The organism is Sphingobacterium faecium (assembly GCF_003054045.1).
GTDB classification, from domain to species: Bacteria; Bacteroidota; Bacteroidia; order Sphingobacteriales; family Sphingobacteriaceae; genus Sphingobacterium; species Sphingobacterium faecium.
Window position 1 is genome coordinate 863141 of the sequence record NZ_QBKH01000002.1, and the last position, 15986, is coordinate 879126.

The window sequence follows — 15986 nt, forward strand, 5'->3', positions numbered from 1 at the left end:
ATTACTCATAACATATGGTTATGAGTAGATTTTACCTTTATGCTGCTGTATAAAGTTCATAAATTTAATAGGTAGACCGGTTAAGCCGCCGACAAGATGTGTGATATAGAAATAGCGTTCTATACAAAAATTATCAAATTCTATAATTTTGAGTTCACCATTTTTAAGTTCTTCCTGAATCGCATGAATGGATAAAAATGCTGCAGCATGGCTATATTTGAGATAACGCTTTATACTTTCAGAAGAAGATAACGTAATTTCTGTATGAAGGTGTTGTATAGAAACTCCTGCTTCTTTCAATTTCCGATCAATAATATCGCGCGTACCAGAACCAGCCTCTCTAAAGACGAGAGCTAGTTTGTAGATATCGTTAAGCACATATTTATCGTCATTGCATATCATATTATTGCATCTGGTGACCAAAACAATTTCATCTTTGATATAAGGAATAAATTTTAACGATCTATTATCGGGCAATCCTTCTGTAATACCTAGATGAATCTCATTTTTTATAAGCAACTGTTCAACACGTTTTGAATTTGCCTGGATCACCTTAATTTCATTTTGTGGAAAATGCTGATTAAATGCTACTAGCATTTTAGGTATGACATACTGGGATATAGTCGTACTTATGCCGAGTAAAAGATTTCCATTTTCCTTTCCAATGATTTCGTTGATTTGATATGTCGCCAGATTATATTGTTCCAAAATAATTTGTGCATGATGATAGAGGATTTTTCCAGCAGGAGTAAGTGCTAGTCGATTTCCTAACCTTTCAAATAGGGCAGTACCTATTGAATTTTCAATTTCTTGAATATTTTTACTCACTGCAGGCTGAGAAATGAACAGTTCCGATGCCGCTTTGGTGAAGTTGAGTGTATGAGCTGCAACATAAAATACTTTTAGTCTAAAATCGAAATCCATATAGCCTTATTGTGATGTCATGTATTGCTCCAAATCTATAAAAAAATAGATGCGAATTCATGGATTAACAATATTGTCACAATAGCGAAGAGCTTTATAAGAGGTTTATTACTAACAAATGTATCTTTTATGCACATTAAATCTGGCAAAAGTTTATGTCACATCCTTCTTTTGTTGTCGGATGATTACGCTGGAGTACGCCTAAATCTTGCTTGCACAAATAGGGTATATGACAGCCCTGTAAGCTGAAAGCCTGCAAGTATTTTTTGTTTTACTTTTATAGGGGACAAGTGGCTGAATGTGACTATCGAAAGAAAAAAATAAAATATTTCTTTTGTTTGTTACGATTTATTCGTAGACTTGTGTATAATTAGTAGTTTAATAATCAGATATGGAAAAGTTAACAGCACAAGAAGAACAAGCGATGCAAGCAATTTGGAATCTTAAGGCATGTTTCGTGAAGGAGATTTTAGATAATATCAAAGGAGAGAAAATGCCTTACACCACATTGGCTTCTACAGTTAAAAATTTAGAAAAAAAGGGATTCGTCAAATCTGTTAAATATGCAAATGCCAATCGATATGAGCCCATTATTTCTGAAGAAGATTACAAGGAAAAATTTATGCACTCCTTTGTTGGAGATTATTTCAAGAATTCATACAAAGAGATGGTGTCATTCTTTGTAAAAGAAGAAAAACTTTCTGCATCTGAATTGGAAGAAATCATGCAGATGATTAAAGATAACAAAAGCGAATAAGTATGGAAAATATCCTAAATTATGCTATTCAAATTAATGTATTACTTACTGTTGTCTACTTAGGTTATGCATTTTTATTAAAAAACCTAACATTTTACATGCTCAATCGGGTTTACTTGTTGACAGGTATTGTCTTTTCATTTGTATATCCGTTTCTTGACATACAATCTTGGTTTAGTAAACCCATTCCATCCGTTGGGGAGATCGCGATGGATTGGTCCATGTTTTTGGATCAAGATGTTGAGCAATCATTTTTCACTTTAAATAACATATTGATTATCATATTGGGTATAGGTCTTGCTGTTTTATTCATACGGTTTTTGATCCAGATGATCAGTTTGTTGCGCATTCATATCTATTCGGAACCTGCACAATGGCAATCTTATCTTTTTAGAAATGTTTTTATACCTATTGTTCCTTTTTCATTTCTGAATAAAATCTATGTCAATCGAGACCATCATGACGAACCTGAATTATTGGATATTTTTAAACACGAAGATATCCATGTTAAAGGTCTGCACTCTATTGATATTTTGATCAGCGAATTTACTTTAATCAGTAGCTGGTTCAATCCTTTAGTCTGGTTGATGCGGAAAGGGATACGTGAAAATTTAGAATTTTTGACAGACCAACAAGTACTTAACCATGGAGTCGATAAACAAGCATATCAATATAGCCTGTTGCGTGTCAACAGTAGTGGGGGTGCTGCTACATTAGGGAATCAATTTAGTTTTAAAGCCTTAAAAAGAAGGATTATGATGATGAATAAAAAACGATCAGCAAAAATACAAATGAGCAAATATGCTTTTATGCTTCCTGTATTTGTATTAACTGCCGCAGCATTTACTTTAAATAAAGCTGAAGCGAAGATTACAGAAGCGGTAGATGCGGCTAAGGAAATGACTTTGGCACCTGTCGTATCAGAGGTTCAAAAACCTGTTGAAACGATAGAGAAAGAAATCGATACCAAGCCAGATACATTAAAAGGAAAAGTAATCGGTTTTAAGGTAAACACCGATACTGTTACCAGAGGAAGTGAAATAGTAGATGCTTCTTTTAAAATAACTGAAGGAACGGGTGCCAAAACCATACGGCTATTCGGTAATAAAACCTTACCGAAGGGAATGTTATTTTTTGTAGATGGAAAAGAAACTCAGCTTGATGATCTTAATGGTTTAGATCCATATGAGATTAAGCAAATGACTGTACTCCAAGGGAGTGGTGCGACATCTAAATATGGGGAAAGAGGAAAGGATGGTGTGATTGAATTGGAGACCCACTCTTCTGCGGATAAATCTTTAGCACCAACAGCCTCAGAATCTACTAGTAGCTTGAAGAATAAAAATGACGGAATTGAAATTAAGGAAAGAGCTTCTGCAACTGTCGTAAGCACCACCTCACCAAGGATTACTATTCATAAAAGAGATAGATTGGCTAATGACCCCTTATATCTAGTTGATGGAAAAATCTATGAGGGTGAAATAAGTTCAATTCAACCTGATCATATCGAAAGTATAGAAGTTTTAAAAGATGCTTCTGCAACTGCGCTTTATGGAGCCAAAGCAGAAAATGGCGTCATTATCGTAACAACAAAAAAGGAAACCTCCGGAAATTCGACTACATTAAAAAGTGATAACGGAAAAACAATTAAGGGAGTCAGCATTAAAGTGAAAAATAACCACGATTCGGTAAAAACTATACCTGAATCTCAAATGGATGAGATCACTATTATTGGTATTAAAAAATAGAATGGCCTTCATCATAAGATTAAAAAAACTAAAAAAGCTCTAAAATTTTTAATTTTAGAGCTTTTTTAGTTTTTTTCAGACTTTTATCTTGGTTCAGATACGGTAAAAGGTTGATAGGGACTCAGATTGAATGTAAAATTTCCATTTGAATCCGTACCGCCAACACTTCTGACTAGAGCCCTAATTATATATGTTGCATTTGGATGGTATTGTTTAACTTCAAAATTGTAGAAAAAAGGCTTGATTTTATTGGTACCTCTAAATTTATCAGCTAATGCATGGTGATCATCTACGGCGATGACTTTTCCATTCTCCAATAGTTCGACACCATCGATCTCTAAAAAGTTTTTTCCACCTGTAAAAAAGAAACCAGCTTGCACGCGGCCTGTAGTATACACCTTTTTAGTAACATCAATTGTCATTTCTTTAAACTGCTCAGTAACTGTAGCGGGACTCCATTTTGCTACAGTATATCCCCCGCTTTTATAATAATCAACTTTCAGTTCATCCAATCGATCATAATGTTGATCCAAACGAAGAGAAAAATCACTAAAGTCTTTTTTACTTTGAGCTGTCCATCCTGTTTCAGCAACAGCAAGTAACCGAGGGAAATTTTGTACATTCATATCCTTCACCTCTTGTGGAAGAGCTGTCCATTGATTTGCTTGCACACCTAAAACCAGCTTTTCCTCTTCTGGACTGAGACCCTGACTGGGGTCATATTGATAAACACGTGCTATGGTATTGATATTGCCATAAGCTAGATCGCTCATTGTCCCATCATCCCGGTCAGCTTGTGTGATATCAAAATACATAGGCGCCGTAGGAGTTGCCACGCTTTCAAATCCATTTTTCACAGCTTGCTTAATAGCATCTGCACCTAACCAACTCATGATAGCAGTTTCTTTCGGTAGATTTTTAGCATCCACCAGAATATCATTCCATCCCATTGGTTTTCGGCCTTTGCTGCTGATGATATGAGATACACGCTTGACAAAATAACTCTGTAATTCGGTAACTGTTTTAAGATTATTTTTTTTCATGAAATCCGTGACATGAGGTTCCTTTTCCCACAGATCGTGGCGAACTTCATCACCACCAAAGTGAATGTATTGTCCAGGAAATAGTCCTACAACCTCAGTAAACACATCGTCAAGAAATTGGTAAACAATTTCTTTAGTGGGATCTAATGTGTTGGGAGTAAATTGATTGCCCCAATATCCCCATGAAGAAACAAATGGAAACACATGATTAGGGTAACTGTTCTGATTAACTCCCAATTCCGGATATACCAAAATAGTAGGCCAAGAGTGTCCGGGTACATCAATTTCAGGGACAATCGTGATGTGGCGTGCTTTGGCATAAGCAACTACCTCTTTAATTTGTTCCTGCGTGTAGAATCCGCTGCGTTCGGCAGGTTGATGGGTGGTGTGGTGGAAAACAGTCGCTTTCTCGGATGTTAATTTGGGATACTTTTTGATTTCAATGCGCCAGCCTTGATCATCAGTCAAGTGCCAGTGGAAAGTATTCATCTTGTAGAGCGCCATGACATCCAAGTATTTTTTGATCACATCTACACTATAAAATGTACGGCTTGCATCCTGCATATATCCGCGCCAATGGTATCTCGGAGCGTCTGTTATCGATGCATTTGGAACAGTCCATCTGCTATTTTGAACGATAGTTTGCTTTTCAATTGTACTAGGTAACAGTTGCCTCAACGTTTGTGTCGCATAGTACAGACCAGTCGCAGAGCTAGCTTTAACAATGATGTTATCCGATTTAATATCCAATGTGTACCCTTCTTGCGGTACGTTTTTTAATTGCTGATCAAGAACAAAGTGAATTCCTTTTTTACGGGCATTTTCCTGTTCGATTTTAAGATCAAATCCTGTTGCGGTTTTAATCAATTTTACAAATTCCTGTATTTCAGAACGATTTTCCTTATTTATGTAGATCAGCGTCTGGGGATTTAAAGAAAACTCGCCATTTTGTGCAATCATCTCGCTAGGTTTGGGTATGATCGCAAAGCGTGATTCCTGTGCTTCTAGTTGATACGAAAGCAATAAAATGGCTATAATGGAAAGACATTTTTGCTTTGTTTTTTTGATATAAAACATGCTTTATTCGGTTTTTGATTGATATTAGTTCCTTTAAAGGTAGAAAATCATTTTAACTTAAAATGACGCTTTTCGATATCAAACGTTTGCGCTTTTTTGGGATGGCGGCCTCATAAAGAAGGAAGCCGTTAATCTGTTTAACGGCTTCCTTCTTTATTTTGTATTTAAATTTGTCATCGTCAGCTCAATCCCGATATGGACAAAACTATGGATCATTTTTACTGCGTGGTCGATCAGGCGTGGAAGTTCTTTTTGTTCCTCAGGATCAAATGGACCTAAGACATAATCAATTTGCCTGCCTTTTGGATAATTATCACCAATTCCAAAACGGAGACGAGGATAAGCTTGTCCGCCGCATAAAGCTTCAATTGATTTTAATCCATTATGCCCCGCAGCCGAACCTTTAGGTTTAATTCGTAATGAACCAAATGGAATAGCCAGATCGTCGACAATCACTAATGTATTTTCGATAGGTACCTTCAGCAATTGCATGTAATAATTCATGGCCTTACCACTTAAATTCATATAAGTCGTGGGTTTGATCACATACACGTTATGTCCACGCTGCTTGAACTCGGAGTAGGCAGCCAGTTTTAACGTTGAAAAAGAAGCATTGGCCTCTTTCACCAGTTGATCAGCAACCATGAAACCAATATTATGACGCGTGTCGGCATATTCTCTTCCGATATTGCCTAATCCTACGATAAGATAATTCATTGTTTAATACTTAGCCTGCAAAAGTAAGGAAACCTTTTCAAATACAATAGACATGCTATGCTTTAACTGGTAAAATAACAACGATTACCTGACTCCTTATCCAAAGTGACCGTTAATGTAGTTTTTCGTGATCTCGTGCTGCGGATTGTTAAAGATATCGATCGTAGCACCCTCTTCTTTGACTTCACCCAGGTACATAAAGATCGTTTTATCAGCGACACGCTGTGCCTGTTGCATATTATGAGTAACGATGACAATGGTATATTGATCCTTTAACTGATGGATCAGTTCTTCAATTTTCAACGTACTAATCGGATCTAAAGCCGAGCAGGGTTCATCCATTAAAATAACATCAGGTCGAAGTGCAACTGCACGGGCGATACATAAACGTTGTTGTTGTCCGCCGGATAATCGGGTTGCTGGTTTCTTAAGATCATCTTTCACTTCATCCCAAAGATATACCTCCTCCAAAGCCTTTTGAATCACAGCAGGGCTTGCATCTAAATTATTCAACTTTAATCCGTAGGCGATATTTTCCTGTATACTTTTTGGGAATGGATTTGCCTTTTGGAAAACCATACCGATTCTTTTGCGGATATCCGTCACAGATATCCCTTTTTGGTAGATATTCTGACCGTCAATACTTACCATTCCTTCAATTCTGGCATCTGGCACCAGGTCGTGCATACGATTAAACGATCGCAGCAAAGTACTTTTGCCGCATCCAGAAGGGCCAATTAAAGCAGTGACTTTTTTTTCAGGAAATTCAATATCAATTCCCTTTAAAACATGTTTAGAACCAAACCAGATATTCAGGTCTTTGGTATATAAATTATTGGTCATTTTTTCTGTATTTATAACGAATGTAGAAAGCGGTTAAATTCATTAAGAAAACCACCATGATCAGAACAAGTGCTGTTCCATAAGCTAATGGACGAACTTCTTCAATAGATTGATGTTGCGTCGATAGCATGTAAAGATGGTACGGTAAAGCCATAAACTCTTGACTGGTATTGACAGAAACATCTGTGATATAAAATGCAACACCTGTAAATAAAATAGGAGCTGTTTCTCCTGCAGCCCGAGATAATGTCAGTACAACACCCGTTAATATACCAGGTAATGATGCCGGTAAAACAACATCTTTAATGGATTCAAATTTTGTCGCTCCTACAGCAAGAGCAGCCTCTCTCATACTCGCAGGAATACGGAGTAATGCTTCTTCTGTTGTGGTGATGATATAAGGTAGTGATAAAAGACCCAATGTCAATCCTGCAGATAGGAGTGAAGTTCCCAAATGTAAACCTTGCACAAATAATGCTAATCCGAATAAACCATAAATAATAGAGGGAACACCCGATAGATTACGGATCGAAGCTCTGATAGTACGTGTCAACCAGGTGTTCTTAGCGTACTCATTTAAATAAATAGCACAGCAAACACCAAATGGAATAGAAAATAGAGCTGTGATCAACGTTAAAATAACAGTTCCAATAATAGGGGAGAGTACGCCCCCCTTTGTCATGCCATCTGTAGGTAATTCACTGATGAAAGACCAGGAGAGGGAAGACCATCCCTTTGAAAAAATTTCGTAGAGGATGACAACTAAGAAAAAGCATACCAATCCTGTCGAGAGGAGTAGGGAGCCCCATTCAATAACAGGAGTTATTTTTTTAAAATTAAGCCGCATGATATTTTCTAAAACGATTAATAAAATATTCACCAACCAAATTGGCAATTAAAGTCATAAAGAATAAGACGATCGCAATAGCAAATAAAGCAAAGTAATGTGTCGTCTGATAAGGTACTTCGCCCATTTCAATGGCAATAGTTGCTGTGATGGTTTTGACCGAGTCAAAAAAGTCTTGTGGAAAAAGTGCTGCGTTTCCTGTTGCCATCAGTACCGTCATCGTTTCGCCGATAGCACGCCCTAGTCCCAACATAACAGCCGCTATGATGCCTGGAGCAGCGGCAGGAATTGTGATTTTAATTAATGTTTCCCATTTATTTGCACCTAAAGCATAACTTCCTTCTCGATAGGTTTTGGGAATAGCATGTATGGCATCCTCAGATATGGTAATAATAGTAGGCAATGCCATGATAGCAAGTAATAAAGAGCCATTTAAAGCATTCAATCCATTAGGTAAATCCGTAAGTTCTGCGATCTTAGGTCCGACCAATACGATGCCTAGGAAGCCGATGACAACAGATGGTATTGCAGCCAACATCTCAATTAAAGGTTTTAATATGTTTTTGACCTTTGGACTTGCATATTCTGAAATGTAAGCTGCTGTTCCAATGCCCAGAGGAATAGCGATTACCATAGCTCCAAATGCAACGATTGTCGTACTAACGATCAGGGGTAAGATACCGTAGGTTGGAGTAGCAGCTGTAGGATTCCATTCGCGACCGGTTAGGAAATCCAAGGGTTTAACTTCCAAAAAGAAAGAGATGGCATTATATAATAGCATGCCAAAGATTCCACCAAGAAGTGCCAATACCAGGTATCCTGTAAGCTTAAAGGTATGTTGTGCAACACGGTCAATTAAAATTCTATTTTTATACTTCATAACCTATATTAGTGAATAACATAATACCCTGATGCTTCGATTAGATTCTTGCCCTTAGCATTTTTTTCAAATGAAATAAAGGGCTCTACCTTCTTCCAAGACTTTTCGGGAATAAATTGGAATAATGGACGCTGGAAATAATAGCGATTTTGACGAATCGCCTCTTGATCCAATGGAGAAACTGCCGTATTCGTTTTATCAATAATTTTTAAAACCTTGATACCTTGTTGGACATTGGTGTTTTGCGAGATATAACCTGCACCGACATATCCGATACCGGATTTATCCAATTTTACACTTTCCAAAATTTGGGAATTACCTGTCATTTCTTTAGCAGACTGACTGAAAGTAATCTTTAATTTTTTTTTGACAAAAGAATATGTTCCAGAGCTACTTTGTCTGCCATAGATGGTAATCGGTAATTTATTGTTTACTAATTTTGACCATGAATCTTGAGTTCCGTCTAAAATTTCTGCTAGATCTATTAACTTGATGGAATCAAGCGGATTATCTTTATTGACGACAAATGCGGTTGCATCCTCGGCAAAGACAACAGTTCGTAAAGGAATGTTCTTCTGTTTAAATAGGTTTATTTCGTCTTCAGTTAACGGACGCGAGGAATTAGCAATGTCAGCTTGCCCATTGAGTAGAGCCGTGATCCCCAGACCAGAACCTCCTCCGGAGATGGCAATACTAAAATCAGCGTTCTCTTTTGAAAATTCTTCTGCAAGATTTACGGCTAAATTGACCTCAGTGTCTGAACCTTTCATTTTGATGGCATGATCAGCATCAGCGCAACTTTGAGTCAAAACAAGGATGGAGTACAAGAATATCTGAGGATATCCAAAAATGTGCTTTTTCATTACTTTTATAAAACAAGTCGAGACTTAAAGATGTTCTCAAAAGTAATGATACACTGTTAATTCGTCATGAAGCTAATATTAAGAAGGTGTTAATAATTAATTCCCTAAACTTTTCTTAACAAAAAAAGGCATCGATAATTCGATGCCTTTTATAAGCTGTTTAATTAATCTCGAAAGATTATTTTTTACCACCTTTAGTTGCTTTCGCAGCTTCTTGTTCTGCTTGACGTAAAGCACGTGACATAATAACAGATACGATAGTATCGTCAGAATTGTTTAATACTTTAGCGTTTTCTAAAACTACTTGAGCAACGCGGAAAGATTTACCAACTTCCAAAGATTCCATAGGAACTTCAATTTCTTGAGGTAAGTCACCAGGTAAAGCTTTAACACGTAATTTACGTAGTTTTTGAACTAATTTACCCCCTAATTTAACACCTGGAGAAGTTCCAGTTAATTTTACAGGGATATTTATTGTAACTTCTTTCTCGTCATTTAACTCTAAAAAGTCAATGTGAGTAACTAAGTCAGTTAATGGGTGGAATTGAGCGTCTTGAACGATAGCCTTTACAGTTTTTCCATCAAGGTTTAATTCTACGAATACAACCTCTGGAGTGTAAAGAACTGCTTTCAAATCAGCTGCGGATACAGAAAGGTGAGTTTGTGTAGTACCACCATAAAGAACTGCAGGAACATTACCTTGGTAACGCAATTCTTTTGCATCTCTTTTCCCTACGCTCTGTCTTACAGAACCGCTAATAGCAATTGATTTCATCTTTAATTTAATTAAATTTTGAGGTGCAAAGATATGTATTTTTTTGAATAATAATAGATTGGGAACTATTATTTTAAATAAAAAAAACCTTTCTCCACAAAGAGAAAGGTTCTATTATATGATTAATGATCAGATGACTGACTATTCTACTTCGAATAAATCAGAAATTGAACCATGTTGATTCACATTTTTAATTGCTTTTCCAAATAATTCAGCAGTAGATAACACTCTGATTTTGGTGGAAAGTTTCATTTTTTCTGGATCTAATTGAATCGTATCTGTAACAATCATTTCTGATAATACCGAATTTTCAATAGTTTCGTATGCTTTACCTGATAATACAGCATGTGTACAAACCGCTCTAACAGATTTGGCTCCACTTTCCATAATCAATGCCGCCGCTTTTGATAATGTGCCAGCTGTATCGCAAATGTCATCGATCAAAACTACGTCCTGACCAGTTACATCGCCAATGATAGACATCGACTCAATTTCATTAGCACGTTTACGACGTTTGTCACAGATGATCACTTCTGCATTAAAGAATTTTGCAAATGTACGAGCGCGGTAAGAACCACCCATGTCTGGAGATGCAATCGTCAAGTTAGGAAGATTCAGTGATTTGATGTAAGGGACAAAGATAATTGAACCATCTAAGTGATCAACAGGGATATCGAAGAAGCCTTGGATTTGAGCAGCGTGTAGATCCATGGTCATGATGCGGTGTGCACCTGCAGCAGTAATTAAATTTGCAATCATTTTCGCACCGATAGCCACACGAGGTTTGTCTTTACGATCTTGACGTGCAAAACCAAAATAAGGAACCACTGCAGTAATGTAATGTGCTGAAGCACGCTTTGCAGCATCAATCATCAACAATAATTCAAATAAATTATCTGTTGGCTGATTGGTCGATTGAACGATAAATACGTCGCTACCACGAACAGACTCATTGTAAAAAGGCTGGATTTCTCCATCGCTAAAACGAGCTAACGTTTTATCTCCAAGAGGTTTCCCATAGGAAGAAGCGATTTTTTCTGCTAATTCTGTAGTGCCAGAACCGGCGAATAACTTAACCGTGTTGAATTGCAAAGGCATGGTTTTTTATTTTTGATATAGTGGATTAGAATAGAATTTTCTGTTTGTATGTTGCCAATTACTTTCTAATGACTTAAAAAAAAAGGATTGTTTTTGATAACAATCCATTTCTTTCTTTTTTAAAGTTGCTCGACCTGGATTCGAACCAAGACAAACAGTACCAAAAACTGTCGTACTACCCTTATACTATCGAGCAATCTATCTTAAAGATTTGTTTGATGTTGCAACCGCCCTTATCCTTTCGATGGTGCAAAGTTAGATAAATGTTTTTAATTTCAAAATCTCAATCGAAAAAAAATATCAAAAATTTAAATACTGCCTCATTATGAGCATAAAAAAGTATATGACCCACTTCCGTACTGATTGAGTTGTGCCGAAACATAGTTTCAATCGACAAAATCATACCTATATAAATTTTCACTCCCTGTACATTATATATCGGATAGAATCCACATGAGGTTATCCTATTGTTATAATTATTTGGAAGTATTTTTTAATAAAAAAGATAAGTCATGTTCCGTCTGTGAAGCGTAAGTTATGTATGGATTCGATCGCATGCTATATGATGGATAGTTATGCTCTCAGGCAATATATTGCAGCACTTTAAATATACTTCTTTCGACAAGTTTGAGCCTGTATTTATTAACGAAGTATAAATCAACTAAGAATAGCAATGTGAATACAAATTGCTCCTATAAATTTTAAGGAGGGTGATAAGTAATGAAAGCGGTTACTTATTAGGAATATATGGAGAATTGTTTTGTGAATAAGTTGGGGGGCTATCAATTTTCAAAAATGTTAAAACGAAAAAAGGCTTACCGAAGTAAGCCTTTTTAAATGTTGCCCGACCTGGATTCGAACCAAGACAAACAGTACCAAAAACTGTCGTACTACCCTTATACTATCGGGCAAACATGCTCAAAAGAGTAACACTATGGAAGCGTGTTGGTCACTTTTGATGATGCAAATATACGGTGCTTTTTCATTTCTGCAAATAAAAAAGTATCATTAAATCCATTTTGATTGATTTTCAGGCTGATAATTTTAAAATTTATTTTCAAGAAGGATTTGAAACCCAATTTTGACACGGATGTCACGGTAACAAATTTGACTTTTACTGGATAAAAAAATATAATTTATTCGTTTCTTATTAAATATCCTTATTTTCGGAACGTATTATAATCTTTATACAGTATAATTTATGAACTATACTAAAATTAACAATGTTTTAGGGTGGACGTGTGCAATTATTGCTACGGTCACTTATATGTTAACCGCTGAAAGGTCAACGAGTTGGTGGGACTGTGGTGAGTTTATTGCCTCCGCATATAAAATGCAGGTCGTTCACCAACCAGGTGCTCCTTTATTTTTGATGATTCAAAATATATTCTCAAACCTTGCGGGTGGAGATGTAACACGTATCGCTTTTTGGATGAATGTGGGATCTGGTGTATGTAGCGGTATCACTATTCTGTTTTTATTTTGGACCATTACAGCATTAGCGCGTAAAGTGGTCACAAAATCTATAGACGGAGAATATACAAGTGTAGATCTGATCAAAATATTTGGATCGGGTTTGGTAGGAGCATTAGCTTATGCCTTTTCAGATACATTTTGGTTCTCGGCAGTTGAATCCGAAGTATATGCGATGTCATCTTTATGTACAGCAGTCGTTTTTTGGGGCATTTTGAAATGGGAAAATCATGCAGATGAGCCAGGAGCTGATCGTTGGTTGATTCTGATCGCTTATGTGATGGGTCTGTCAATTGGTGTTCACTTATTGAACTTACTGGTCATACCGGCAATTGCATTGGTGATTTACTTTAAAAGAGCCAAAACAATTACGAGTAAAGGAGCAATTCAATCCTTCTTATTAGGTGTTGTCGTACTGGCAGTTATTTTATGGGGTATCATTCAATATTCGGTTAAGTTTGCGGCTTATTTCGATTTATTCTTTGTGAATACCTTAGGACTGGGATTTGGAACAGGATTTACATTTTTTGTTGTTCTATTAGTGGCATTATTAGCTTATGGTATTTGGTATTCAATCAAAAAAGTGAAGCCTATTTTAAATATCGTATTGATCAGTGCTTCATTTATTATTTTTGGTTATAGTTCTTTTGCCATGATTATGATTCGTGCAAAAGCAAATCCAACGTTAAATAATAGTGATCCTGAAAATGCTTTTACATTTTTAAGTTACCTAGGTCGTGAACAATATGCCAGTGAACCTTTATTTAAAGGGCCTAACTTCGATTCTAAAATAACCGGTGTAGAGCCAACTTATTCTTATCGAAAAGATAAAGATAAGTATACGAAGATCCAGACGGGATCTACTTATCAATATGATAAAGAAGTATTATTTCCGCGTGTATATAGTAATAGAGATGGTCACCCAGGGTATTATCAAGATTATTTGAGATTAGGAGAGGGACAATCCCCAACTTTTGGTGATAACTTAAAATTCTTCTTAAATTATCAGATTGGACATATGTACGGACGTTATTTCCTATGGAATTTTGCTGGTCGACAAAATGATCAACAAGGTCATGGTACTTATACGGAAGGAAATTGGATTTCGGGTATTAAGCCTATAGATCAGATGTTGGTCGGTGGACAGGATGCACTGCCTGATTCATTGAATACAGACCCATCAAACAATAAATATTTCTTTTTACCATTAATCATTGGATTGATTGGAGCCTTCTGGCATTTTGGTAAAAGACAAAAAGATGCAGGTGTTGTTGGTTTGCTCTTTTTCTTTACAGGATTGGCGATTGTATTATACCTAAATCAAAGTCCATTACAGCCGCGTGAACGTGATTATGCTTATGCAGGATCTTTCTATGCATTTGCGATATGGATTGGACTAGGTGTATTTGCGATAGCAGATTTCTTAGGTAAGAAAATGAATCCAAAGACAGCTGCAAGTTTGACAACAGGAGTTTGTTTATTAGCAGCTCCGGTTTTATTAGCTAAGGAAAACTGGAATGACCACGATCGCTCCCATAAGTTAACAGCGCGTGATCTTGCTAAGGATTATTTAGAGTCATGTGCTCCAAATGCGATTTTGTTTACCTACGGTGATAACGATACCTATCCATTGTGGTATGTGCAAGAGGTAGAAGGTGTGCGTACAGATGTACGTGTCGTCAACTTAAGCTTACTAAGTGCGGATTGGTATATGGCTCAAATGCAGCAAAAGGTAAATGATGCAGATGCTCTACCGATTAATATTGAGAAAGAGAAATTCAAAAAAGGTATACGCGATGTCATGTATTACCAAGATGTTCAAGTACCAGGACACGTTGATCTGAATTTAGTATTACAGATCATGCTATCGGATGATCCTAAAAATAAGGCTCAGTTGACTTCCGGTGAGTTTGAAAACTTTTTGCCAACGAAAAATCTAGCTTTAGCGGTAGATAGAAATGCTGTCATTCAAAATAAAACAGTACCAAAAGAATGGGAAAGTTCAATTCCTGACACTTTAGCGTGGACCTATAACAAAAACTATGTGACTCGTGCAGAATTGTCGATCTTATCCATTTTGGCAAATAACAATTGGAAAAGACCTATTTATTTTGCAGCTACTGTGCCAAATGATAATTATTTAGGTTTAGATAAGTATTTAGTACAAGAAGGTTTTGCTTACCGTTTGATGCCTGTACAGGTAGCAAAAGAGAATGAAGGATCTTTAGTAAATGCAGATGCTGCTTACACCGCTATTACCAAGAAATACAGTTGGGGAAATATGGCGACTTCACCATATCTAGATCCAGAATCTTATCGTATGATTGGTTTAATTACCAATTCAATATTGGGAAGTACAGCTACCCAATTGTTGGAGCAAGGTAAAGAAAAAGAAGCAAAAGAAATCGCTTTACTGGCTTATGAAAAAATGCCAAAACGAGTTTTCTTAATGCGTGATGCTTTAAATTACACACCGATCATTAATATCTTATATAGTGTAGGAGAAACGCAAAAGGCGGCTGATATAGTCAATCGTAATCTGTTATTCTTGAAGCAAAATATGGCATACTATCATGCTATTGCAGAAACAAAAACAGAATTAGAATATGCAAATATTCAAACAGCTTTAAGAACCTTAGGTGTATATAAAAGTATCTTGTCTCAGACAAAAGATACAAAATTGCAACAAGAAGTCGAGCAGCTCGAAAATAATTATAAAAAGCAATTTGGCTTAGAATAAATAATTTGACACAAAAAAATAGGCTTACAATTTTGTAAGCCTATTTTTTTGTGTATTATTTTTTAATCGGACAGAACAAGCCTGAGAGCTTAAAACATAGAATGAATTGTAAAGGCTTGTTTACAAAGTGCTAAATCGATAAAATTGTTTTGAACTTTCAAGAATTTTAGATAATTTGTCGCTTCATCTAACAATTAATTA

The 15986-nt window shown here is 36.3% G+C and carries 12 protein-coding genes and 1 tRNA gene; 3 read left to right on the forward strand and 10 right to left on the reverse strand.

Translation table 11 applies throughout. The features are described from left to right. Positions 1 to 18: 18 nt before the first annotated feature. Positions 19 to 924, reverse strand: a complete 906-nt coding sequence (locus tag C8N37_RS07875; RefSeq protein ID WP_108158372.1) for a LysR substrate-binding domain-containing protein — start codon at positions 922 to 924, stop codon at positions 19 to 21. Between the two features lie 391 nt (positions 925 to 1315). On the opposite strand from C8N37_RS07875, the gene C8N37_RS07880 reads away from it, so the two are divergent. Together C8N37_RS07880 and C8N37_RS07885 are read left to right on the forward strand one after the other, a co-directional pair. After that, on the forward strand, positions 1316 to 1681 hold the full coding sequence (locus tag C8N37_RS07880) for a BlaI/MecI/CopY family transcriptional regulator (RefSeq protein WP_108158373.1): 366 nt from the start codon (positions 1316 to 1318) through the stop codon (positions 1679 to 1681). 2 nt (positions 1682 to 1683) lie between these two features. Beyond that, complete coding sequence (locus C8N37_RS07885) at positions 1684 to 3429, forward strand: M56 family metallopeptidase (RefSeq protein ID WP_108158374.1); 1746 nt, start codon at positions 1684 to 1686, stop codon at positions 3427 to 3429. Positions 3430 to 3512: 83 nt separating this feature from the next. Here C8N37_RS07885 and C8N37_RS07890 read toward each other — a convergent pair whose 3' ends face one another. The 9 genes from C8N37_RS07890 to C8N37_RS07935 all read right to left on the reverse strand — a co-directional run bounded on the left by C8N37_RS07890 (position 3513) and on the right by C8N37_RS07935 (position 12483). Then, complete coding sequence (locus C8N37_RS07890) at positions 3513 to 5549, reverse strand: beta-N-acetylhexosaminidase (RefSeq protein WP_108158375.1); 2037 nt, start codon at positions 5547 to 5549, stop codon at positions 3513 to 3515. A 153-nt stretch (positions 5550 to 5702) separates the two neighbouring features. Continuing rightward, positions 5703 to 6266, reverse strand: a complete 564-nt coding sequence (gene pth / locus C8N37_RS07895; protein ID WP_045753797.1) for an aminoacyl-tRNA hydrolase — start codon at positions 6264 to 6266, stop codon at positions 5703 to 5705. A gap of 96 nt (positions 6267 to 6362) precedes the next feature. Next, on the reverse strand, positions 6363 to 7109 hold the full coding sequence (pstB, locus tag C8N37_RS07900; protein ID WP_108158376.1) for a phosphate ABC transporter ATP-binding protein PstB: 747 nt from the start codon (positions 7107 to 7109) through the stop codon (positions 6363 to 6365). Beyond that, positions 7099 to 7956 carry a phosphate ABC transporter permease PstA gene (gene pstA, locus C8N37_RS07905; protein ID WP_108158445.1) on the reverse strand — a complete coding sequence of 286 codons (858 nt, stop codon included), beginning with the start codon at positions 7954 to 7956 and terminating at the stop codon, positions 7099 to 7101. The genes pstB and pstA overlap by 11 nt, the downstream gene beginning before the upstream one ends. Continuing rightward, positions 7946 to 8836, reverse strand: a complete 891-nt coding sequence (pstC, locus tag C8N37_RS07910; protein ID WP_108158377.1) for a phosphate ABC transporter permease subunit PstC — start codon at positions 8834 to 8836, stop codon at positions 7946 to 7948. The genes pstA and pstC overlap by 11 nt, the downstream gene beginning before the upstream one ends. An 8-nt stretch (positions 8837 to 8844) precedes the next feature. Further along, the gene (locus tag C8N37_RS07915) at positions 8845 to 9699 is read right to left on the reverse strand and encodes a substrate-binding domain-containing protein (RefSeq protein ID WP_108158378.1); all 855 of its coding nucleotides are present in this window, start codon (positions 9697 to 9699) and stop codon (positions 8845 to 8847) included. A gap of 178 nt (positions 9700 to 9877) precedes the next feature. Then, on the reverse strand, positions 9878 to 10474 hold the full coding sequence (locus C8N37_RS07920) for a 50S ribosomal protein L25/general stress protein Ctc (protein WP_108158379.1): 597 nt from the start codon (positions 10472 to 10474) through the stop codon (positions 9878 to 9880). Between the two features lie 141 nt (positions 10475 to 10615). After that, positions 10616 to 11572, reverse strand: a complete 957-nt coding sequence (locus C8N37_RS07925; RefSeq protein ID WP_045753802.1) for a ribose-phosphate pyrophosphokinase — start codon at positions 11570 to 11572, stop codon at positions 10616 to 10618. A gap of 840 nt (positions 11573 to 12412) precedes the next feature. Next, a tRNA-Gln gene (locus C8N37_RS07935) sits at positions 12413 to 12483 on the reverse strand. A 290-nt stretch (positions 12484 to 12773) separates the two neighbouring features. On the opposite strand from C8N37_RS07935, the gene C8N37_RS07940 reads away from it, so the two are divergent. Further along, positions 12774 to 15785 (forward strand): glycosyltransferase family 117 protein, encoded by a 3012-nt coding sequence (locus tag C8N37_RS07940; protein WP_108158380.1) that lies wholly within the window; start codon positions 12774 to 12776, stop codon positions 15783 to 15785. Positions 15786 to 15986 lie beyond the last annotated feature (201 nt).

Coding starts and splice junctions, on each gene's coding strand:
- pth (WP_045753797.1), bottom strand. CDS start 6,266: ATGAATTATCTTATCGTAGGATTAGGCAATATCGGAAGAGAATATGCC.
- pstA (WP_108158445.1), bottom strand. CDS start 7,956: ATGCGGCTTAATTTTAAAAAAATAACTCCTGTTATTGAATGGGGCTCC.
- C8N37_RS07875 (WP_108158372.1), bottom strand. CDS start 924: ATGGATTTCGATTTTAGACTAAAAGTATTTTATGTTGCAGCTCATACA.
- C8N37_RS07940 (WP_108158380.1), top strand. CDS start 12,774: ATGAACTATACTAAAATTAACAATGTTTTAGGGTGGACGTGTGCAATT.
- C8N37_RS07915 (WP_108158378.1), bottom strand. CDS start 9,699: ATGAAAAAGCACATTTTTGGATATCCTCAGATATTCTTGTACTCCATC.
- C8N37_RS07890 (WP_108158375.1), bottom strand. CDS start 5,549: ATGTTTTATATCAAAAAAACAAAGCAAAAATGTCTTTCCATTATAGCC.
- C8N37_RS07885 (WP_108158374.1), top strand. CDS start 1,684: ATGGAAAATATCCTAAATTATGCTATTCAAATTAATGTATTACTTACT.
- C8N37_RS07920 (WP_108158379.1), bottom strand. CDS start 10,474: ATGAAATCAATTGCTATTAGCGGTTCTGTAAGACAGAGCGTAGGGAAA.
- pstB (WP_108158376.1), bottom strand. CDS start 7,109: ATGACCAATAATTTATATACCAAAGACCTGAATATCTGGTTTGGTTCT.
- pstC (WP_108158377.1), bottom strand. CDS start 8,836: ATGAAGTATAAAAATAGAATTTTAATTGACCGTGTTGCACAACATACC.
- C8N37_RS07880 (WP_108158373.1), top strand. CDS start 1,316: ATGGAAAAGTTAACAGCACAAGAAGAACAAGCGATGCAAGCAATTTGG.
- C8N37_RS07925 (WP_045753802.1), bottom strand. CDS start 11,572: ATGCCTTTGCAATTCAACACGGTTAAGTTATTCGCCGGTTCTGGCACT.